Below are 19639 nucleotides of genomic sequence, written 5' to 3'. Positions count from 1 at the left end.
TCAGACCAGCTAAGGATCGTCGCCTTGGTGCGCCTTTACCACACCAACTAGCTAATCCTACGCGGGCTCATCTCAGGGCGATAAATCTTTGGTCTCTCGACATCATCCGGTATTAGCACCCCTTTCGGGGAGTTATTCCGAACCCCAAGGCAGATTCCCACGCGTTACGCACCCGTGCGCCACTAGATCCGAAGATCTCGTTCGACTTGCATGTGTTAGGCATGCCGCCAGCGTTCGTTCTGAGCCAGGATCAAACTCTCAAGTTTGATGTTCCACCACATGGCCGCCGGAATGTGCGACCATGCAGCAGCTCATTTCTAGGAGCCGTTCCTGCACATTCTTGTGAAGCTCCTCCGCCAGGCGAACCCGACAGAACAGCTTCCACGTATGGAAACGTGTAAGGACATGTATGAAACGGCTTGGCTTTTACCGAGCACCCTGCACCTAGAAGCTGCAAGACCCGGAGCCGCCGCCCACATGTCCCTTCATCTAAACCAACAATGTCAAAGAGCGACAAAAATCGACGCTGCGCCTTTCCCCTTTTTCTCGGGGCGGCCGCTGCGCCTGAATTTCGGTGACCACCGCTGCGTCCCGGTGAGGAGCACCGCGTCGGTGGAGTGGCTTCTATGCGCGCTTCCCAGGACCGTCAACACGAAAATGAAACTTTCTGTCGTTTTCGTGACAGCCGCCCCGAAAACGGCGGAAATCCGCGGTTTTTGATCGTCGATAATCGCGGCAGGAATGACCGTTTGATGACCATTCCCGCCGAATCACCGGCGAATCCCCCCAGAATCAGCCCTGCATCCCCTGAATCGCGGCGAAGGCACGCACCGCTTCGGCCTCATCGCCGCCCCACACGGCATGGCTGACCGCCAGGAAATCCGCCCCCGCCTGCACCAGCGGCGCTGCATTGACCGGGGTGATTCCCCCGATCGCCACGCAGGGGATCTCGAACAGCGCCGACCACCAGGACAGGATCACCGGCTCGGGGCGATGCTCGGTCGCCTTGGTGCTGGTCGGATAGAAGGCGCCGAACGCGACATAGTCGGCCCCCGCCTCGCCTGCTTCCATCGCGAGGTGCCGGCTGTCGTGGCAGGTCACGCCGATCTGGACATTGGGGCCCAGGATCACGCGTGCCTCGCGGGCGTCGCCGTCCCCCTGCCCCAGATGGACGCCGTCGGCGCCGAGGCGCTTGGCGAGGCTGACGCTGTCGTTGACGATGAAGGCGACCTCGGCATCGGCGCAGATGCGCTGCAGCGGCTCGGCGAGCTTGACGGCCTGGTGCTGGTCGACATCCTTCACGCGGAACTGGAAGGCAGCGACGGGGCCGGCATCGAGCGCGCGGCGCAGGCGATCGGCAAAGCCGCCGGTCACGTCGAGCGGCGATATCAGATAGAGCTGGCACGGCGGGCGACGATCGTCGCGGACGAATTTCTCGGCAAAGCCTTCGAGGTTCGCTTCGTCTTCGAGATCGTCGAAGGGTTCGGACATGGGATACTCCGCTGCTGAAATCTGGCGGAACGCTACCGCCTTTGTCGGCGGGCCTTCCACCCCCTGTCCGTCGGGGTCAAGCAGCGGCAGTTATGCGGCGGCGCCGTCCGGGCGAACCCGTCGGCGCCGCCGGGGCAGGTTTCAGGCCTCCTCGCCCTTGTAGATCGCTACCAGCTTGTCGAGCATCGCCAGCGCCTCGGCGCGCGGGCGCTGGAAGGTATTGCGGCCGATGATCGAGCCCTGGCCGCCGCCGGCGAGAATGTCGCGGGCGTCCTGGTACACCGCATCCGCCCCCTTCGACGCGCCACCCGAGAAGACGACGATGCGGCGACCGGCGAAGCAGCTCTGCACCACATGGCGCACGCGATCGGCCTGGTTCGACCAGTCGGTGCCCTCGTAGAGCTTCTTGGCCTCGGCCTGCTCGATGTTCGCGGCGGGCAGCTTGACCTTGATGATGTGCGCGCCGAGCAGCGCCGCCATGTGCGCGGCATAGGCGCCGACGTCGAGCGCCAGTTCGCCTTCCTTGCTGAGCTTGCCGCCGCGCGGATAGGACCAGATCACCGTCGCGATGCCGACCGAGGCGGCCTGGGCGCGCATTTCCTTGATCTCTTCCATCATCTCGAACACGCCGTCGGCGCCCGGATAGATGGTGAAGCCGATCGCCGAGCAGCCGAGCCGCAGCGCATCGTCGACGCCGCCGGTGACCGCCTGGTCGATGCCGGTCGCCCAGCTGTTCGAGCTGTTGACCTTGAGGATCGTCGGGATCTGGCCGGCAAAGGTGTCGGCCCCCGCCTCGATCATGCCGAGCGGCGCGGCATAGGCCGAGAGGCCCGCGTCGATCGCGAGCTGGAAATGGTAATGGGGATCATAGGCGTCGGGATTGACCGAGAAGCTGCGCGCCGGGCCGTGCTCGAAGCCCTGGTCGACCGGCAGGATGATCAGCTTGCCGGTGCCGCCGAGCTTGCCCTGCATCAGGATGCGCGCGAGGTTCGCCTTCACTCCGGGATTGTCGGAGCCGTAATTGTCGAGGATCGCTTTGACGGCCGGTGTGATGCCCATGATGTCCCTCTGGATGGTGATACCGAGGGGTCCGTATCGCGCCCCTTCCCTTACGAAAAGGCTGACAACGTTGCCGAGTTGCTGCGGAGCAAAACTATTTCCGCAGCTGCGTAACAGCTCAAGCACCTGCCGGGGGATTGGTATTTCTTTGGTTTGTAGAAGCTGTCTTATTGACGCGATACCACTGCACCGGACCATCCTCCGCCCAGCGCAGACGAGAGAATCACCTTGCCGCCGGTACAAACAAAAAGGGCGGGAGCGCCGTTGCGTCCCGCCCTTCCCTGTCGGTACGGCCTGCCTCAGCGCGCCAGTGCGGCGACGCCGGGGAGTTCCTTGCCTTCCATCCATTCCAGGAAGGCGCCGCCGGCGGTCGAGACAAAGCTGAACTCGCCGCCCACGCCGGCCTGGTTGAGCGCCGCCACCGTGTCGCCGCCGCCGGCGACCGAGACGAGCTGGCCTTCCTTGGTGAGCGCCGCCGCGGTGCGGGCGAGCGAAACGGTGGCCGCATCGAAGGGCGGGATCTCGAACGCGCCGAGCGGGCCGTTCCACACCAAGGTCTTGCAGGTCTTGAGCACGTCGGCGAGCGCCTCGGTGGCGGCGGGGCCGACATCGAGGATCATCTCGTCGGCGGCGACTTCATGGACGTTGACGGTGCGCACCGGCGGGTTGGCGCGGAATTCCTTCGCCACCACCACGTCGTAGGGCAGGTGGACGGTACAGCCGGCGGCATCGGCCGCGTCCATGATCTCCTCGGCGGTACCGGTCAGGTCATGCTCGCACAGGCTCTTGCCGACATCGACACCGCGCGCGGCGAGGAAGGTGTTGGCCATGCCGCCGCCGATGATCAGATGGTCGACCTTGGCGACGAGATGCTTGAGGACGTCGAGCTTGGTCGAGACCTTGGCGCCGCCGACCACCGCTGCCACCGGATGCTCGGGGTTGCCGAGCGCCTTGTCGAGCGCGTCGAGCTCGGCTTCCATCTGGCGGCCGGCAAAGGCGGGCAGCTTGTGGGCGAGACCTTCGGTCGAGGCGTGCGCGCGGTGCGCGGCCGAGAAGGCGTCGTTGACATAGAAATCGCCGAGCGCCGCGAAACGATCGATCACGGCGGGGTCGTTCTTTTCCTCGCCGCCGAAGAAGCGGGTGTTTTCCAGGAGCGCGATGTCGCCGTCGTTCAGCGTTGCGACCGCAGCGGCGTCGCCTTCCCAGTCGATATAGCGGACGGGACGGCCGAGCACCTGCTCGAACGGCTTCACCACCTGGGCGAGTGAGAGCCCGGCGCTGGGCACGCCCTTGGGACGACCGAAATGCGCGAGGACGAGCACCTTGGCGCCCTTGTCGGCCAGTTCGGCGACGGTCTGGATCGCGGCGCGGAGGCGCGTGTCGTCGCTCACCTTGCCGTCGGCCATCGGCACGTTGAGGTCCTCGCGGACCAGCACCCGCTTGCCGGTGATATCGCCCATGTCGTCGAGCGTCTTGAAAGTGCGCGCCATGCTGAACCCCTCGCGTTTGAATTGCTGCGCGAGCGGCATCCTGTCGGCGGAGCGCTCGCACCCTGCGCTTATGCCTGTGGTCGCCGTGCCGCCCCCGCCCCACCATCGTCATCCCGGCGGAAGCCGGGATCCATTGGCCTGGACGTCTTCGCTCCTGCTTCGCCCGAGTGGCGAATGGATCCCGGCTTTCGCCGGGATGACAGAAGAAGAGTTGCCCCGCGACACTAAGGCCGCCTTGAAGATGGGAGGGGCTAATCCTCGGGCCGATCGCCCGTGCAGCCGTCCTCCCCTCCCCTAGCCCCTCCCGCAAGCGGGAGGGGGATTTTGGTCGTCCTCCGCTGGAGCGGAGGACTTCAGTCTTAGAACCCCGCCATCACGGTCGCGGTGTCGACCATGCGGTTCGAGAAGCCCCATTCGTTGTCGTACCAGCTAACCACGCGGACCAGCTTGCCGTCGATCACCGCGGTTTCCAGGCTGTCGACGGTCGACGAGGCCGGGGTGTGGACGATGTCGGCCGAGACGATCGGATCGGCGGTGTAGACCAGCACGCCCTTGAGCGGGCCGCTCTCCGACGCTGCCTTCAGCACCGCGTTCACTTCCTCGACCGAGGTGTCGCGCTTCGGCATGAAGGTCAGGTCGACGAGGCTGCCATCCGGCACCGGCACGCGGACGGCCGAACCGTCGAGCTTGCCCTTGAGCTCCGGCAGCACCTCGCCCACCGCGCGGGCGGCGCCCGTCGTGGTCGGGATGATCGACATCGCGGCGGCACGCGCACGACGCAGGTCCGGGTGGATCTGGTCGAGGATCTTCTGGTCGTTGGTATAGGCGTGGACCGTGGTCATCAGGCCGCGCTCGATGCCGATCGCGTCGTTGAGGACCTTGGCGACCGGCGCCAGGCAGTTGGTGGTGCACGACGCGTTCGAGACGATCGTGTGCTCGGCGGTCAGCTTGTCGTGGTTCACGCCGTAGACGACGGTGAGGTCGACATTCTTGCCCGGGGCCGAGATCAGCACCTTCTTGGCGCCGGCATCGATGTGCTTCTGGGCGTCTTCGCGCTTGGTGAAGAAGCCGGTGCACTCCAGCACGATGTCGACGCCGTTCTCGGCGTGCGGCAGGTTGGCGGGATCGCGCTCGGCGGTCACCTTGATGCGCTTGCCGTCGACGACGATGTCGTTGCCGTCGGCCTCGACCGTGCCCGGATACTTGCCGTGGATGCTGTCGCGCGAGAACAGCCAGGCGTTCGACTTCGCGTCCGAGAGATCGTTGATCGTGACCAGCTCGAGGCCGCTTTCCGGGCGCTCGAGGATCGCGCGTGCCACCAGACGGCCGATACGTCCGAAACCGTTGATCGCAACCTTCGTCATGCCTGTTCTCCGTTAAGCTTGGCAAGGATCTGCGGAACGATGGCGCCCGCAGTGAGACCGAAATGTTCGTAGAGCTTTAGATAGGGACCCGAAGCGCCGAAGCCATCGACGCCGAAGCGCAAACCATCGTTTCCGGTATAGCGCTCCCAGCCGAAGGTGGTGCCAGCCTCGATCGACACCTTGAGCGCATCCTGCGGCAGGATATCGCGGCGGTAGGCGACGTCCTGCGCGTCGAAGCGCTCGAAGCACGGGACCGAGACGACGTCGGCGCCAATGCCCTGGGCTTCCAGCGCCTCGCGCACGGCGACCGCGATCTCGACTTCCGAGCCGGTGGCGAGCAGCACCACCTTGCGGGGGGCTTCCGCCTCCAGCAGCGCATAGGCGCCGCGGGCCGAGCGGTTCTCGGCGGCTTCGGTGCGCAACTGCGGCAGGTTCTGGCGGCTGAGCGCAATCAGCGAGGGACCGTCGGCCTTGGCGAGCGCGGCTTCCCACGCCTCGGCGGTCTCGACCGCGTCGCACGGGCGCCACACGTCGAGGTTCGGGATCACGCGCAGGCTCATCAGATGCTCGACCGGCTGGTGGGTCGGGCCGTCCTCGCCGAGGCCGATCGAGTCATGCGTCATCACATAGACGACGCGGGCATGCTGGAGCGCCGAGAGGCGGATCGCCGCACGGGCATAGTCGGCGAAGACGAGGAAGGTGCCGCCATAGGGGATCACGCCGCCGTGCAGCGCCATGCCGTTCATCGCTGCGGCCATGCCGAATTCGCGGATGCCGTAGTTGATGTAACGACCGCCATAATTATCGGCGTCGAGCCGCTGCAGCCCCTTGGTCAGCGTGTTGTTCGAGCCGGTGAGGTCGGCCGAACCGCCGATCGTCTCGTCGAGGATCGCGTTGACCGCCTCCAGCGCCAGCTCGGACGCCTTGCGGGTCGCGACCTTTTGCGTGTTGGCTAGCAGGCTCTGGACGTGCGGCTGGAGCAGGTTCGGCTGCACGTCGCCGCGGCGTTCCCAGCCGAGGCGATCGGGGTGCGCGGCGAGACGCTCCTTCCAGGCGGCGTGCGGCGCGGCGCCGCGGGCACCGGCGGCGAGCCAGGCGTCGCGGATGTCCTGCGGGATCTCGAACGCCGGGTGGTTCCAGCCGAGCGCAACGCGCGCGGCGGCGACTTCGTCCTTGCCGAGCGGCGAACCATGGACCTTGGACGAACCCTGCTTGTTGGGCGCGCCCTTGCCGATGATCGTGCGGCACTTGACGAGGACCGGCTTGTCGCTGGCGACCGCCTCGTCGAGCGCGCGGACGATGTCCGCCTCGTCATGGCCGTCGCATTCGACGACATGCCAGCCGGTGGCGCGATAGCGCGCCGGGATGTCCTCGACCGAGGAGAGCGACACCGGGCCGTCGATGGTGATGTTGTTGTCGTCCCACAGCACGACCAGGCGGTTGAGCTTGAGGTGCCCGGCAATGCCGATCGCTTCGTGGTTGATGCCTTCCATCAGGCAGCCGTCGCCGGCAATCACCCAGGTGCGGTGATCGACGAGCTCGTCGCCGAAGGTGGCGTTCAGGTGCCGCTCGGCGATCGCCATGCCGACCGCCATCGCCAGGCCCTGGCCCAGCGGGCCGGTGGTGCATTCGACGCCGGCAAGCTCGAAATTCTCGGGGTGGCCGGCGCAGGGGCTGCCGATCTGGCGGAAGTTCTTGATGTCTTCCAGCGTCGGGCGGGCATAGCCGGTCAGGTGCAGCAGCGAATAGAGCAGCATCGAGCCATGGCCCGCGGACAGGACGAAGCGGTCGCGATCGGGCCAGGCGGGATCCACCGGATCGAACTTGAGATAGCGCTGGAAGAGGACGGTCGCGACGTCGGCCATGCCCATCGGCATGCCGGGGTGACCCGAATTGGCGGCCTCTACCGCGTCCATGGAAAGCGCGCGGATGGCGTTGGCGCAATCGGCGAAGGATGCTGTCACGTGATATTCCCCGTCTGGTCGCGCACGCCTTTGGAAGCACCGGGCCCCCGCGTCAACCGTTCGGCGCAAGCGTTACGAACTGCATTAACCCTGCCGCCCTTGCCGCTGCGGCGAACCATGCTATCCGGCACGACAATGTCCGACCCAGTAGCAGATCGTATCGAGCGAGCTCTGAAGCGTATCGAAGTCGCCGCGGCCGCGCAGACGCAGGCACGCGCCAGGCTCGAGACCCGCAACGCGACGCTGCGCGCGCGGATCGAGTCGGCGCTGGTCGATCTGGATGCGCTGATCGCGCGCGAGCGCGAACTGGAAGCGCAGCTGGCCGGCGATGAAGGCGACGTGCAAGAGGAGCAGGGCTGATGGCGGAGATCACGCTCCAGGTCGCCGGGCGCAGCTATTCGGTATCCGCGCGCGACGAGGACATGCCGCACCTGCGCGAACTCGAGGCGCGGATCGGCAGCCATGCCGACGCCGCACTGCGCGCGGCCGGCGGGCAAAGCGGCGAACGCACCCTGCTCTATCTCGCGCTGATCCTCGCCGATGCGCTCGACGAAGCGGAGAAGACGCCCGCCCCCGCGCAGGCCGTTCCTGACGAACTGTTGGAGCGGATCGCCGATCGGCTGGAAGCCGTCGCATCGGCCCTTGAGGAAAGCGACGCGACGTCCTAGATTAAGGTTGTGGCGGGAACTGCCCGGTGCGAGCCTTAGCAATTATCCCTGAGGCTATAATCTTCATCCATGGGAGCTGTCCCTGTGCAGATCCTGGTCTGCAACACATGGTTCCCACCTGACGTTCTGTGCGTCGGTGGATATTCAGGCCAACGGCCCATGGTGGTTCCCGTCACACCTTGCCCGCAGATCCGATGCTGAGCGACAAGCCCGCCCTCCGCGCGCGACTTCGCGCCGCGCGCGACCTGTTCGCCGCGCAATCGAGCACCGCGATCCGCGCCCCCGAGGCGTTCGTCGAGAAACTGATGCCGGGGATGATCGTCGCCACCTATTGCCCGGTGGGCAGCGAGGCCGACCCGACCCAACTCGCCGCCGCCGCCGCCGAGCGTGGCTGTGCGCTGGCGCTGCCGCACGTCATCGACCGGGCGGCGCCGATCCGCTTTCTCGCCTGGGACATGGGCGCACCGCTGGTCGCCGGGCCGTTCGGACTGCGTCAGCCCGATGCCGCCAGTCCCGAGGTGGCGCCCGACGTGATCCTGACCCCGCTGATCGGCTATGACCCGCGGCTCAACCGCCTCGGCCAGGGGGCCGGCCATTACGACCGCGCCTTTGCCCGTTTCGAGCGGGCCTGGCGGGTGGGCGTCGCCTGGTCCGCGCAGGAAGTCCCTGCCCTTCCTGCAGATATCTGGGACGTGCCGCTCCACGCCGTGGTCACCGAGCAGGGCATGCGCTGGCACGCCGAGCCATGAACCCCAGCTGGCGCAAACCTGCCGGCGCGCTGGCGATCGTCGGGCTCATCCTGGTGTGGGTGGTGCTCGTCGCGAGCTTCTCGGGGCCGATCGGGCGGCTGCCGATCCTGGTGCAGACCCTGGTCTACCTGGCGCTGGGGATCGTGTGGATCCTGCCGCTCAAGCCGCTGCTGCGCTGGATGGAGACGGGGCGGTGGCGGGTGCCCCCTCCACCACGCCGCTGACGCGGCGCGGTTCACTCCCGCTGCGTGGGAGAAGAGACGCTTTTCTACCGCCGCAGCCCTTAGCGTTTCCTCCACCGCGAAGCGGGGGTGGAGGGGGCTTGCCTCAGCGTTCGCGTACCGCCTTGAACTCCGACCCCGCCTTCCATGTCGGCCAGGCCGACCCGTTCGCCAGTTCCGCCCCGATCGTGCCCAGCAGATCGATGTCCTGCACCGCACCGCCCAAGTTCCAGTCCGGCCCCCAGGCGTCGCAGGCCTGGTGATAGCATTGGCCGGTATAGGCATCGATCCACGCCTGCCCGGCCGCCACCCCGCCCTGCTTGAGGTCCGAAGCCCCGGCGATGCCCATCAGCAGCAAGGTCGGCACACCCTGCTTGGCAAAGGAGAAATGGTCCGCCCGGTAGAACAGCCCGCGCTCGGGGAGCCCCTCGGGCGTCACCCGCCGCCCCTGCGTCGCGGCGACGCGGGCCATGTCGTCTTCCAGCGTGTTCTGGCCCTTGCCGACCAGCACCACGTCGTTGGCCAGCCCCGCCGTCTGGAGAATGTCGAGCGTCAGGTTGGCGACGGTCTTGGCCATCGGCACCACCGGATGCTGCGTGTAATAAAGCGAGCCGAGCAGCCCCCGCTCCTCCGCCGTCCAGGCGACGAAGACGACGCTGCGCTTCGGCACCGGCCCCGCCTTCATGCTCCGCGCGATCTCGAGCAGCCCGGCAATGCCTAGCGCATCGTCATTGGCGCCCGCGCGGTAGATGCGCCCCTTCGCATCGGGCTTGCCGACGCCGTACGCGTCCCAGTGCGCGCCGAACATGACTGCTTCGTCCGGCCGTTCGCTGCCGGGGATCTTGGCAAGAACATTGTAGCTGTCGACCTGCTCGGCGGTGACCGGCACGTCGGCGGTGAAGCGGACGCCCGCCAGCGGCACCGGGCGGAAGCTCGCCTTGCGCGCCTCGACCCGCAGCTTGGCGAGATCGAGCCCGGCGGCGGCGAACAGCCGCGTCGCCGCCCCGCCCTCCAGCCAGCCCTGCAGGGCGACGCTGGTAAGGTCCTCGGGCTTGCGGACGATGTCGTAATTCTCGCCGCCGCTGCTCACCACGACGTTCCAGCCATAGCCGGCGCCGGGCGTATCATGGACGATCAGCGCGCCGACCGCGCCGCGCCGCGCGGCTTCCTCGAACTTGTAGGTCCAGCGGCCATAATAGGTCATCGTCCGCCCGCCGAACTTGGCCGCCACCGGCTCGCCCTTCCCGGCTGAGAAATCAGGGTCGTTGACCAGGAACACCGCGACCTTGCCCTTCAGGTCGACGCCCTTGAAGTCGTCCCACTGCCGCTCGGGCGCGGTAACGCCATAGCCGACGAACACCACCGGCGCGCCAGCGATTCGCGCGGCGGCATCGGGCCGAATCGTCGAGACGTAGAGGTCCCTGGCCTGCTCGACCGGCATCGCGCCCTTGGGGCCGTCGAATCGCAGCGTCGCGGGCGTGCCGAGGCGGGTGTGGAGCAGCGGCACCTTCTGCAGCCACTGGCCGTCCGGCCCGGCCGGCTCCAGCCCCAGCGCCTCGAATCGGGCGACCAGATAGCCGAGGGTGCGGTCCTCGCCGCGGGTGCCCGGCGCGCGGCCTTCGAACGAATCGGAGGCAAGTGTGCGGACCGTCTGTTCGATTCGCGTCGAATCGGCAGCGATCTGGGCCGTTGCAGGGAGAGCGGTGGAGGCGAGGAGCAGCGCGAGCGCGCGAGCAGAGGTGCGGATCATCGCAGCGGCTTAGCGCAGAAACGGGAGGGCCTGCAAAGGCCGGGCCAGCGCGCATGTCCCTCATTTCCGGGGATATGCGCCGCATGGCGCGAGTGACGGGGCTCGAACCCGCGACCTCCGGCGTGACAGGCCGGCGCTCTAACCAACTGAGCTACACCCGCTTGAAACCAAGCGAGGAAATCTTGGACGGCCCATCGCCGCCGGATTCCATCTGGAGTCCCGCATGGCGAGTGGCGCGAGTGACGGGGCTCGAACCCGCGACCTCCGGCGTGACAGGCCGGCGCTCTAACCAACTGAGCTACACCCGCTTGAGCCAAGCGAGGAGGCGGCACCTAGCCGCGTGTTTTCGGGCTGTCAACCGGATTGATCGAGGTTCGCGCGACGACGCGAACGATTGTCCGAAGGATCGCGCACCAGCGTGCCCTGCTCGAACAGGAAACCGGCGATATCGGGCTTGCCCGCGGCGTTGAGTACGGTCTGGATGATGATCAGCAGCGGCACCGCCAGCAGCGCGCCGGTGGTGCCCCACACCCAGCCCCAGAAGCTCAGCGAAATGAGGATCATGATCGGGTTAATGGTCAGCCGGTGGCCGACGATCAGCGGGGTGACGACGTTCGCCTCGACGAGGTGCGCCGCGATCATGATCGCCGGGGGCACCATCGCCGTGCCGATATCGGCGTAGGACATCAGCCCGCCCACCGCGAGCAGCAGCGCCGCGATCACCGGGCCGATATAGGGGATGTAGTTGAGCAGCGCGACGAGGCCGCCCCACATCAGCGGCGTCGGCATGCCCATCAGCCACAAGGCCCCCGCGACGATCAGCCCCAGGGTGACGTTGATCAGCGTGATCGTGCCCAGATAGGCCGAGGTGTCGTCGACCACGTCCTGGATCACCCGCGCCGTCGCCATCGCCCCGCCGAAGCTGGCGCGGCTGGTGATCGCGCGGCGGCGCAGCCGGGTCCAGCCCGCGAGGAAGAAGTAGATGACGAGGATCGCGAAAAACATCTCGATCAGCGCCGAGGGGGCGGAGGTGGTGAACAGATCCATCAGCGACGTCGGCGGCTGGGCGGCCTGCACCACCGGCTGGCGGACCGGCGCCGAGGCGAAGTTGTTGAGCGTCTTGTTCACGAACCGCTCGAGATTCGAATAGAAGCGGATCAGCGGTTCGAGATTGTGCTGGATCTTGGGAATGCTCTCGGGCAGCCGCCGGATCCACTGCCAGGCCGGCACCACGATCGAGGCGAGCGCGACGTTCGCCGCGGTGAGGAACAGCAGCACGCAGATGAAGGCGGCGATCGGCGCGGGCAGCCGGTGCCGCTCGAGCCATTCGAGGAAAGGCACCAGCGCGATCGCGATCACCAGCGAGGCGGTGACCGGCAGGAAGAAGCGCGCTCCCGCCTGGAGCGCGAAGGGCAGCGCCAGCACCAGCCCCATGCCGGCGATCAGCACCAAAGCGGCCATCAGCCGGTCTCGGCGCAGGCTGGGCGCGGGCTCCTCGCCCTCCCAATCCTCGGGCAGATCGGTGGCCGCGATCGGATCGGGAACGCCCCCCGCCCCGCCGCGGTCTCCACCCATCATCCCGGTACGCTGGTCCACGCGAAAATCCCTTTCTGGTACAATGTAGAGGCGTGATTGTGTTGCGGCAATGCAAGGCTCTAACACGGCGCAATTGCGGCGGCATGTGTTGCCAGCTAGCCTCAATTGCATGGCCGAATTGCTTCTGGTGATCGACGAGGGCACCACCTCGACTCGCGCGATGCTCTTCACGCCTTCCGGCCAATGTGTTGCGAGTAAATCTGCAGAACTGACGCAGCATTATCCGGGTCCGGGCCTCGTCGAACATGATGCGGGCGAGATCTGGCGGCAGAGCCATGCCTGCGCGGCGGCGATGGTAACGCTGGCGGGCGGGCCCCAGCGAGTCGCTGCGATCGGCATCACCAACCAGCGCGAGACGGTGGTGTTCTGGGACAAGGCGACGGGCGCGCCGCTCGCGCCCGCGATCAGCTGGCAGGATCGCCGTACCGCGCCCCTGTGCCAGGCGCTGCGGGAGGCGGGCGAGGAACCCGGCATCCAGGCGCGCACCGGGCTGCTGCTCGATCCCTATTTCTCCGGCACCAAGATCGCCTGGGCGATGACCAACTGGCCGCAACTCAAGGACGCGGGCGATCGGCTGGCGATCGGCACGGTGGAAAGCTGGCTGGTGTGGAAGCTCACCGGCGGGCTGCACATCACCGATGCCACCAACGCCTCGCGCACGCTGCTGATGGGCCTTGGCAGCGGTGGCTGGAGCGACGGGTTGGTCGACCAGTTCTGCGCGCCCCGCGCCGCACTGCCCGAGATCGTCGACTGCGCCGGGCGGTTCGGCGTGACCACGTCCTTCGGCGGCGCGATCCCGATTTGCGGGCTCGCCGGCGACCAGCAGTCGGCGACGATCGGCCAGGCCTGCCTCACCCCCGGCGATACCAAGGCGACCTATGGCACCGGCGCCTTCGTGCTGACCAATGCCGGCACGCTCCAGCCGCGCTCGCGCCACCGGCTGCTTTCAACCGTGCTGTGGCAACTGGGCGGGCGGCGCACCTATGCGCTGGAAGGATCGGTGTTCGTCGCGGGTAGCCTCGTCCAGTGGCTGCGCGATTCCCTCGGCCTGATCGCCACCGCGGCGGAGAGCGAGGCGATCGCCCGCTCGGTGCCCGACAATGGCGGGGTCTATTGCGTGCCGGCGCTCACCGGCCTCGGCGCGCCCTGGTGGGAACCGGAGGCGCGTGCGGCGATCTCCGGGCTCAGCTTTTCGGCGGGCCGCGCGCATATCGTCCGGGCCGCGCTGGAGGCGATGGCACACCAGAGCCACGACCTCGAGACCGCCTTCGCCGCCGATGGCGCGCAATGGGGCCGACTGCGCGTCGATGGCGGCATGATCACCAACGACTGGATCGCGCAGGACCTGGCCGACATCCTCGCCCTCCCCGTCGACCGGCCCGATTTCGCGGAAACCACCGCGCTGGGCGCGGCGATGCTCGCGGGCCTGGGCTGCGGCATGTTCGACAGTCTCGACGACGCGGCGATGATGCGCGGCACGGTCCGCACCTTCGAGCCGCAGATGGAGCCCGACGTGCGGGAAGCGCGGCTGGCCGGGTGGAGCGACGCCATCGCCCGCGTGCTTGCCGAAGATTGATCGCCCCCGCCCTGGCCGCATTGCCGGGCAGAGGTGGCGCCGCAGTTCTTGCATGCCGAACGCGCGAAAAAGGCCGGCCCGGGGCGAACCCCGGACCGGCCAGTGGATCCTCGGGGGAGGAAATCAGAACTTGATGCTGACGCCGCCGAACACGCTGGTGCCGCTGCGCGTCTCGTTGTGGAGACGGTGGTAGATGCTGTTGAACTGCACCTCGGTCTCGTTGGTCAGGTTGATCGCGTCGAGCGTGAGGCGGATACGGTCGGTGAGGTTGTAGAAGGCCGCCGCGTCGACATAGACCGTGCCGTCGAAGCCATCCTTGCTCTCCGGCTTCTTGCCGTCATAGCCCGAGCGCAGGTACGACGACCGATAGTTCATCGAGCCGCGGATGCCCCAGCGCTTGGTCTCGTAATATAGCGTCGCGTTGGCGCTCGACTTGGACAGGCCGTTGATCGGGTTGTTGACCCCGTTCTTGTCGCGGATGTTCGAGTCGATCAGCGTGACGTTGGTCGACATGCCGAGCTTGTCGAACGGCGCCGGCAGGAAGGTGAAGTTCGCCTGGGCGGCGGCCTCGAAGCCGGTGATGTACGCCTTGCCGCCGTTGATCGGCTTCGAATATTCCGAAACGATCGTGTTCGGCGTCAGGCTCGGCAGCAGCGAAAGCGGCAGGCCGGTGGTGCTGTAGGGCACGTTGTACTGCGTGTCGGTGATGATCAGGTTGTCGATGTCCTTGTGGTAGACACCGAGCGAGATCAGCCCGACCTGGCCGAAATACCATTCGGCCGACACGTCGATCGCATCATCCTTGTACGGCTTGAGATCGGGGTTGCCGATGCTCGCGGTGATCTTGCGGCTCGCCGGATCGCTGCCGTCCGCCGAGGCGGTGCCCGAGGCGCTCATCGAGCCCAGCGACGGCCGGTTGATGTTGCGCGCGGCGGCGACGCGGAGCAGGAAGTTGGGCGTGATTTCCAGCGCCGCGTTCAGCGCCGGCAGCACGTCCGAATAGCTCGCGCTGGTGGTCACCACGCCGATCGGCCGGTCGCTCTGGGTGACGTTGCCGGTGCTGGTGGTGTCGGTGAAGAAGGCCCGCAGGCTGAAATTGCCGCGCAGCCGCATGCCCGCCACCGGTGCATTCCATTCGAGCTGGCCGTAGGTCGACTTGGTCTCCTCGGTCACCTTGAAGGTGTTCTCGATGTCCCAGGCGCCGACGATGGTGTGCTGGGCGTTGTACTTGGCGAAGGCGCGGTCGTAATTGCCGGTCAGCCAGTCGGCCGACTTGTTCTGCGTGAACGTGTCGACGATGCTTGCCGCCGGGTCGCCGCCGAACTTCTGGAACTGGCCGTCATTGTAGATTTCCGAGCCCGAGTTGCTGAACCGGCGATAGCTGGCACCGCCGCGCAGCGTGAAGACGTCGTTCAGCGTATAGGCGCCGTTGACCACGCCCTCGCGTAGATTGGTCTTGTTCCAGAATTCGCGGAAGTAGAATTCCTTGAACTCGTATTTCGACGGATCGAGCGTGTTCCAGGCGTAGCTGTTGGTCGCGCTGGTGCCGTCGGCCGAATAGGTCGTCGTCATGCCGCCGCGCGCGCGGAGGTAGAGCTTGTCGTCGATCGGCGTGGTGTAGGACGAGTCCTCATAGCCGATATGGCCGTCGACCTTGAAGCGCTCGGTCGCGTCCCACTTGTAGGTCAGCGCGATCTGGTTGAACTTGTTCTTGTTGCGCGAGCGGCGATGCTCGCTGGCATAGGTCGCGTTGTCGACGCTGATCGAATCGACGAAGTTGGTGCTGTCCCAATGGATCGACTTGATCTTCGAGGTGGTGTCGAAGATCACCGAGCCCGAGGTGTTGTCGGGCCGCGTCGCCAGGTGATATTCGTCGCGGTTGGTGGTGAACTCGCCGTGGAGGCCGTCGACGGTGAACAGCAGGTTGTCGGCCGGGCGCCACTGGGTGGCGAGGGTCAGGCCGAGGCGCTCCTGCCTGGCGTCCCATACCGACAGGCGGTTGCCCGAGGCGAACACCAGGTTGCCCGACTTCAACTTGGCCTGCTGGTCGGCGGAGAGCGCCGAGATGTCGAGGCCCTTGCCCAGATAGCTGGCGATCTGGCTCGCGCTCAGCTGGCTCGGCGAATAGGTGTTGTAGCCCTGCTCCTCGGTCTTGCGCTTCGAATAGGCCACCGAGAGGAGGATGCCGAAGCGGTTGTCCCAGTTCTGGCTGAGCATCGCGGCGACCCGCGGCTGGGCATCCTTGGTGTAGCTGTTGGTGCCCAGCTTGGCGGCGATGGCGCCCGAAATGCCCTGCTTCTGGTCGAGCGGCTTCGCGGTGAACAGGCCGACGGTGCCGGCCATGCCGCCTTCGGCCTGCGACGCCTGATAGCTCTTCTCCACCTCGACGCGCGAGAACAGCTCGGAGGCGAAGATGTTGAAATCGAAGGCGCGATCGCGCGAGCGCTGGCCGCGGCTGTCCATCGCCGAGTCCACATTGCCCAGCACTTCCATGCCGTTCAGCTGGACGCGGGTATAGTCGGGCGACAGGCCGCGCAGCGTGATGCGGCGGCCCTCGCCGGCCTCGCGGTTGATCGCCACGCCCGGCAGGCGCTGGATCGATTCGGCGAGGTTGAGTTCGGGGAACTTCGCCATGTCCTCGGCGACGATCACGTCCTTGATGATGTTCGAATTGCGCTTCAGCTCGCGCGCCTTGGCGAGCGAGGCGATGTAGCCGTTGACGACGATCTCGCCGTCTTCCTGGCCTTGCGACGCCGCATCCTGCGCGGCGGCGGCCATCGAAATGCAGCTCGCGCCGACGGCCAGCGCGGCGAGCGCCGCGCGGTAGGTGAATGCCATAATGCCCTCCCTTGTGGTGTGTGGGGGCCTGCCTGCCCTGGCTGCCCCGCAGCGGCGCCTAGGTTCGGTTCATGACTCAGATGTGACATTGAGTGTTGTTTTATGTGGATTTGAACGTTCCCGTGTGGGTTCTCGCGCCCACTGAACGCTGATACAGTTGCTCGATGGAAAGCTTGGACCTGCCCGCACGGGCACCCTCGGCCCGCGCGACACAGGCCGCCCGCCTCGCCACGCTGCTCGAACTACTCGAGCAGCGCGGCCAATGGTCGATCGGCGAACTGGCCGAACGGTTCGACGTGTCCGAGGAGACGATCCGCCGCGACGTGCGCCAGTTGGAGCAGGCCGGACGGGTGCAGAAGATCCATGGCGGCGTGTGCCTGCCGGGCGGCGTGCTCGAACCGCCCTATCGCCAGCGGCTGCGCGACCAGGCCGAGGCCAAGCAGCGCATCGCCGAGCGCGCGGCGGCGCTGGTCCGGCCGGGCATGACGCTGCTGCTCGATTCGGGCACGACCACGCTATGGCTGGCGCGCGCGCTGGGCCATGTGCGCGACCTGACGGTGATCACCAACAGCATCGAGATCGCCGCGCAGGTGCTTGGGCATCCGGGCCAGCGGCTCTATGTGGCGGGCGGCGCGGTCGATCCCGATTATCATGCGGCGTTCGGCAGCGAGGCGATCGACTATTGCCGGCAATTCGCACCCGACCTGACCGTGCTGTCGATGGGCGCGATCGATCCGATACGCGGTTTTCTCGATTTCGATGCGGGCGAGGCCGCGTTCAAGCGCAGCCTGCTCCCTCAGGCGCGGCGCGTCGCGGTGCTGTGCGATTCGACCAAGTTCGACAAGTCGGGCTTCGTGCAGGTCGCCGGGTTCGGGGATGTGCAGGACCTGGTGACGGACCAGGCGCCGCCAGAGGAGATTGCGGCCGCGGCCGCGGCGGCGGGGACGGCGATACATTTGGTGTGAGCGTACGCGGCCGCGCACGAAAACGCCCCTCCCGCAAGCGGGAGGGGGATTAGAAGAAGCGGCGACGGATACGCGCTAGCTCACGCCGCCTTGTCGGTAACAAACAGCGCCTTGAGATCCTTCTTCAGGATCTTGCCATTCGCATTCCTCGGCAGCGTCTCGGCCGAGAAGCGGATCGCCACCGGCACCTTGAACGCCGCGATCCGCTCGCGGACGAAGGCCTGCAGCTCCGCCTCGGTCGCGCTGGTGCCCGGCGCGAGGTGGACCACCGCCACCGGCTCCTCGCCCAGCGTGCGATGCGGGATGCCGATCAGCGCCGCGTCGGTCACCGCCGGGTGCGCGTAGAGCACGTCCTCCACTTCCGACGAGTAGATATTCTCGCCGCCGCGGATGATGATGTCCTTGGCGCGATCGACGACATAGAGGAACCCTTCCTCGTCGAGCCGCGCGAGATCGCCGGTGCGCACCCAGCCGTCGCGGAAGGTCTCGGCGGTCGCCTCGGGCTTGTTCCAATAGCCCTTCACGATCATCGGCCCCTTGGCCCAGAGTTCGCCGACCTCGCCGACCGGCAGTTCGCGCACGCCGTCGACGTCCATGACCTTGAGCTCGGCGACCGGCACCGGCGGCCCGGCGCTGGTCGGCCGGGCGAGATATTCCTCGCCGAGATGATGCGTCACCGTCGCCATCGTCTCGGTCATGCCCCAGCCATTGCCGGGGAGCGCGCCGAATTCCTGGAAGATCCGCTTGACCAGCTCGGGTGCCGAGGGCGCGCCGCCATAGGAAATGCTCTCCAGGCTCGACAGGTCGTAGTGGTGGCGCTCGGGATGCTCGAGCAGCTGCCAGGCGATGGTCGGCACGCCGCCGGTCTGGTTGACCTTCTCGCGCTGGATGATCTCCATCGCCTCGATCGGCTCCCAGCGGCGCATGAACACCACCGTGCCGCCCGCCGCGATCAGCGCCATCAGCCCGGCGCTGCAGGCGGTGACGTGGAACAGCGGGATCACCAGCAGGCCCACCTTGTGGGGCGGCGCGGCGGGCGGCACCTCGCCCCGGCGCAGCATCGACCGCGCGACCGAATAGCCCGAGGTGAGGATATTGGTCATCAGGTTGCGATGCGTGCCCACCGCCCCTTTGGGATGGCCGGTGGTGCCGCTGGTATAGAAGAGGGTGACATCGTCGTCCGGCGCGATGCCCACTTCCGGAAAGGCGATGTCGGTAAGGTCAGCCCAGCTGTTGCAGGGCCCGAGGATCGACTCCAGTGCGACCGCATCGCCCTCGATGGGCGAACAGGCGCGGCTCACCACCACCTGCTCCAGATCGGGGAGCGCGGCGTAGCATTGCTTGAGCCGCTCGTGCCGCTCACCGTCGACGAACAGCAGCTTGGCGCCCGAATCCTTCATGCCGTATTCGAGCTCGGTGCCGGTCCACCAGGCATTGAGCGGCACCAGGATCGCGCCGATGCTCACCGCGGCGAAGAAGATCGTCGGCCACTCGGGCAGGTTGCGCATCGCCAGCGCCACCCGATCGCCCTTGGCCACGCCCTTGGCCTGCATCCAGGACGCGAGATGGCAGGTGGCGCGGTAGTTCGCCTCGTAGCTGACCCGCTCGTCCTGGTAGATGGTGAAGGGCCGATCGCCATAGCCGCGCGCGAGCCGGGCGAGGATCGCGGCCGTGGGCGGCGCGTTCTTCCACACGCGCGTGGAAACCCCGCGGATTTCCACGGTGTCCATTTCGAACTTGGCGCCGGGGGCGGTGAGCATCGCGTCAACGGCGGCGAGCGGGGCTTTGGGCCAGTCGGGGGGCAAGGGCACGATCGGTTCAAGGGTCAAGGCAGCGCTCTCCATCGACTTTCTGAACTTTGGGTTTGGCTCGTTGACCAACCGGTGCACACGTTAGTGTTGATTTGCC

Annotated in this window: 15 protein-coding genes, 2 tRNA genes, 1 rRNA gene and 1 other RNA gene; 7 read left to right on the top strand and 12 right to left on the bottom strand. The window is 66.9% G+C overall.

Translation table 11 applies throughout. The features are described from left to right. The 6 genes from GGR89_RS11165 to tkt all read right to left on the bottom strand — a co-directional run. Positions 1-266: ribosomal RNA gene (locus GGR89_RS11165) — 16S ribosomal RNA — on the bottom strand; the annotation flags it as partial. Positions 267-792: 526 nt separating this feature from the next. Beyond that, positions 793-1491, bottom strand: coding sequence for a thiamine phosphate synthase (gene thiE / locus GGR89_RS11160; protein ID WP_125977822.1), 699 nt, complete (start codon positions 1489-1491; stop codon positions 793-795). Between the two features lie 141 nt (positions 1492-1632). Further along, positions 1633-2550, bottom strand: a complete 918-nt coding sequence (locus GGR89_RS11155) for a class I fructose-bisphosphate aldolase (protein WP_125977824.1) — start codon at positions 2548-2550, stop codon at positions 1633-1635. Between the two features lie 299 nt (positions 2551-2849). Then, positions 2850-4040, bottom strand: a complete 1191-nt coding sequence (locus tag GGR89_RS11150; RefSeq protein WP_125977826.1) for a phosphoglycerate kinase — start codon at positions 4038-4040, stop codon at positions 2850-2852. Positions 4041-4399: 359 nt separating this feature from the next. After that, entirely contained in the window at positions 4400-5404 is a 1005-nt protein-coding gene (gene gap / locus GGR89_RS11145) for a type I glyceraldehyde-3-phosphate dehydrogenase (RefSeq protein WP_125977828.1), read from the bottom strand. Further along, a complete protein-coding gene (gene tkt, locus GGR89_RS11140; protein WP_209092243.1) occupies positions 5401-7320 on the bottom strand; it encodes a transketolase in 1920 nt (639 codons plus the stop codon). The genes gap and tkt overlap by 4 nt, the downstream gene beginning before the upstream one ends. A gap of 183 nt (positions 7321-7503) precedes the next feature. On the opposite strand from tkt, the gene GGR89_RS11135 reads away from it, so the two are divergent. From GGR89_RS11135 to GGR89_RS11115, 5 genes are all read left to right on the top strand, one after another. Beyond that, positions 7504-7728, top strand: a complete 225-nt coding sequence (locus GGR89_RS11135; RefSeq protein WP_241213630.1) for a hypothetical protein — start codon at positions 7504-7506, stop codon at positions 7726-7728. Beyond that, positions 7728-8036 carry a cell division protein ZapA gene (locus tag GGR89_RS11130; protein WP_125977832.1) on the top strand — a complete coding sequence of 103 codons (309 nt, stop codon included), beginning with the start codon at positions 7728-7730 and terminating at the stop codon, positions 8034-8036. The genes GGR89_RS11135 and GGR89_RS11130 overlap by 1 nt, the downstream gene beginning before the upstream one ends. A gap of 13 nt (positions 8037-8049) precedes the next feature. Beyond that, positions 8050-8209, top strand: a non-coding RNA gene (gene ssrS, locus GGR89_RS11125) — 6S RNA. A gap of 21 nt (positions 8210-8230) precedes the next feature. Further along, complete coding sequence (locus tag GGR89_RS11120) at positions 8231-8785, top strand: 5-formyltetrahydrofolate cyclo-ligase (RefSeq protein WP_206431275.1); 555 nt, start codon at positions 8231-8233, stop codon at positions 8783-8785. After that, entirely contained in the window at positions 8782-9009 is a 228-nt protein-coding gene (locus GGR89_RS11115; RefSeq protein ID WP_125977834.1) for a DUF2842 domain-containing protein, read from the top strand. The genes GGR89_RS11120 and GGR89_RS11115 overlap by 4 nt, the downstream gene beginning before the upstream one ends. 103 nt (positions 9010-9112) lie before the next feature. On the opposite strand, the gene GGR89_RS11110 is transcribed toward GGR89_RS11115, so the two are convergent. From GGR89_RS11110 to GGR89_RS11095, 4 genes are all read right to left on the bottom strand, one after another. Further along, positions 9113-10756, bottom strand: a complete 1644-nt coding sequence (locus GGR89_RS11110) for a M28 family metallopeptidase (RefSeq protein WP_125977836.1) — start codon at positions 10754-10756, stop codon at positions 9113-9115. Between the two features lie 84 nt (positions 10757-10840). Continuing rightward, positions 10841-10917 (bottom strand) — tRNA-Asp (locus tag GGR89_RS11105). Positions 10918-10987: 70 nt separating this feature from the next. After that, positions 10988-11064: transfer RNA gene (locus GGR89_RS11100), tRNA-Asp, on the bottom strand. A gap of 46 nt (positions 11065-11110) precedes the next feature. Then, positions 11111-12334, bottom strand: a complete 1224-nt coding sequence (locus tag GGR89_RS11095) for an AI-2E family transporter (protein ID WP_209092242.1) — start codon at positions 12332-12334, stop codon at positions 11111-11113. A gap of 127 nt (positions 12335-12461) precedes the next feature. Here GGR89_RS11095 and GGR89_RS11090 point away from each other — a divergent pair, with 127 nt between their 5' ends. Next, positions 12462-13928, top strand: coding sequence for an FGGY family carbohydrate kinase (locus GGR89_RS11090; RefSeq protein WP_125977838.1), 1467 nt, complete (start codon positions 12462-12464; stop codon positions 13926-13928). A 123-nt stretch (positions 13929-14051) separates the two neighbouring features. Here the strand turns inward: GGR89_RS11090 and GGR89_RS11085 are convergent, their stop codons facing one another. Beyond that, positions 14052-16766 carry a TonB-dependent receptor gene (locus GGR89_RS11085; RefSeq protein ID WP_125977840.1) on the bottom strand — a complete coding sequence of 905 codons (2715 nt, stop codon included), beginning with the start codon at positions 16764-16766 and terminating at the stop codon, positions 14052-14054. A gap of 164 nt (positions 16767-16930) precedes the next feature. Between GGR89_RS11085 and GGR89_RS11080 the strand changes: the two genes are divergently transcribed. Further along, positions 16931-17731, top strand: coding sequence for a DeoR/GlpR family DNA-binding transcription regulator (locus GGR89_RS11080; RefSeq protein ID WP_125977842.1), 801 nt, complete (start codon positions 16931-16933; stop codon positions 17729-17731). An 80-nt stretch (positions 17732-17811) separates the two neighbouring features. Here the strand turns inward: GGR89_RS11080 and GGR89_RS11075 are convergent, their stop codons facing one another. After that, entirely contained in the window at positions 17812-19575 is a 1764-nt protein-coding gene (locus GGR89_RS11075) for a class I adenylate-forming enzyme family protein (RefSeq protein WP_125977844.1), read from the bottom strand. Positions 19576-19639: the final 64 nt, after the last annotated feature.

The organism is Sphingomonas trueperi (assembly GCF_011927635.1).
In the GTDB taxonomy this organism is placed as follows: Bacteria; Pseudomonadota; Alphaproteobacteria; order Sphingomonadales; family Sphingomonadaceae; genus Sphingomonas; species Sphingomonas trueperi.
This window is presented reverse-complemented; position numbering and strand designations above follow the sequence as displayed.

Excerpts from the sequence above, each read along its gene's own strand:
- thiE (WP_125977822.1), bottom strand. The coding sequence starts at position 1,491 with ATGTCCGAACCCTTCGACGATCTCGAAGACGAAGCGAACCTCGAAGGC.
- GGR89_RS11155 (WP_125977824.1), bottom strand. The coding sequence starts at position 2,550 with ATGGGCATCACACCGGCCGTCAAAGCGATCCTCGACAATTACGGCTCC.
- GGR89_RS11150 (WP_125977826.1), bottom strand. The coding sequence starts at position 4,040 with ATGGCGCGCACTTTCAAGACGCTCGACGACATGGGCGATATCACCGGC.
- gap (WP_125977828.1), bottom strand. The coding sequence starts at position 5,404 with ATGACGAAGGTTGCGATCAACGGTTTCGGACGTATCGGCCGTCTGGTG.
- tkt (WP_209092243.1), bottom strand. The coding sequence starts at position 7,320 with ATGGACGCGGTAGAGGCCGCCAATTCGGGTCACCCCGGCATGCCGATG.
- GGR89_RS11135 (WP_241213630.1), top strand. The coding sequence starts at position 7,504 with ATGTCCGACCCAGTAGCAGATCGTATCGAGCGAGCTCTGAAGCGTATC.
- GGR89_RS11130 (WP_125977832.1), top strand. The coding sequence starts at position 7,728 with ATGGCGGAGATCACGCTCCAGGTCGCCGGGCGCAGCTATTCGGTATCC.
- GGR89_RS11120 (WP_206431275.1), top strand. The coding sequence starts at position 8,231 with ATGCTGAGCGACAAGCCCGCCCTCCGCGCGCGACTTCGCGCCGCGCGC.
- GGR89_RS11115 (WP_125977834.1), top strand. The coding sequence starts at position 8,782 with ATGAACCCCAGCTGGCGCAAACCTGCCGGCGCGCTGGCGATCGTCGGG.
- GGR89_RS11110 (WP_125977836.1), bottom strand. The coding sequence starts at position 10,756 with ATGATCCGCACCTCTGCTCGCGCGCTCGCGCTGCTCCTCGCCTCCACC.
- GGR89_RS11095 (WP_209092242.1), bottom strand. The coding sequence starts at position 12,334 with ATGATGGGTGGAGACCGCGGCGGGGCGGGGGGCGTTCCCGATCCGATC.
- GGR89_RS11090 (WP_125977838.1), top strand. The coding sequence starts at position 12,462 with ATGGCCGAATTGCTTCTGGTGATCGACGAGGGCACCACCTCGACTCGC.
- GGR89_RS11085 (WP_125977840.1), bottom strand. The coding sequence starts at position 16,766 with ATGGCATTCACCTACCGCGCGGCGCTCGCCGCGCTGGCCGTCGGCGCG.
- GGR89_RS11080 (WP_125977842.1), top strand. The coding sequence starts at position 16,931 with ATGGAAAGCTTGGACCTGCCCGCACGGGCACCCTCGGCCCGCGCGACA.
- GGR89_RS11075 (WP_125977844.1), bottom strand. The coding sequence starts at position 19,575 with ATGGAGAGCGCTGCCTTGACCCTTGAACCGATCGTGCCCTTGCCCCCC.